This window comes from Actinacidiphila sp. bgisy167 (genome assembly GCF_057707665.1).
In genome coordinates this window covers 1-642 of record NZ_JBYIQP010000229.1, presented here as the reverse complement: position 1 = coordinate 642, position 642 = coordinate 1, and the positions used below count along the sequence as shown (strand labels likewise).

General features: G+C 65.9%; 1 protein-coding gene. It reads left to right on the top strand.

Annotated elements, in window-relative coordinates; all coding sequences use genetic code 11:
• Nucleotides 1–245: 245 nt before the first annotated feature.
• Nucleotides 246–590, top strand: a complete 345-nt coding sequence (locus AC3ET4_RS30915; RefSeq protein ID WP_431955302.1) for a transposase — start codon at nucleotides 246–248, stop codon at nucleotides 588–590.
• The last annotated feature ends 52 nt before the right edge of the window (nucleotides 591–642 follow it).

Genomic DNA, 642 nt, shown 5'->3' with positions numbered 1-642 from the left:
GTGCGTTGTGGCAAACCGGATCTTGTTCGAGCGGCAGCAGGTGATCGTCTGGACTGAGGTTCGGGTGCGGCCGTGGGCATGAGAGAACGGGCCCCTTGGTAGTGACGCGGTTACGACACCAGCACGACCAAGGAAGCCCGTTGTCTGATCAGTTGGGCAGTACCACTGTGGCTGCGTCCACTGCGGTCACCCCTGACCATCCCCTCGTAGCGTGAAGCCCGTGATTGCAGGGGAAGTTGGGATTCATGGGGTCCAAGAAGAATCCGCCGTACGACGCCGAGTTCCGCGCGGTGCGCATCGTGGTCGAGACCGGGAGGTCGGCCGGGGAGGTCGCCGAGGAGCTCGGCATCAATCCGGGCACGCTGCACAGCTGGGTGTCGCGGTGGCGGCGCAACGGGACGACGTCCTCGGACCGGCCCGTGCAACCGACAGCCGCCAGTGGCGGTGGCGATGGCGGTCGGCTGCGGGAGGCCGAGCGGGCGGAGCTGGAGCGGCTGCGCCGGGAGATCGGGGAGAAGAACAAGCGGATCCGTGAGCTGGAGATGGAGCGTGATGTCTTCAAGCGATGCATGGGCCTCTGGGTGAAGTGACCGAGAACCCCGACTTCATCAGTAGGCGGGCACACGGGGTCGGCGGATTCTC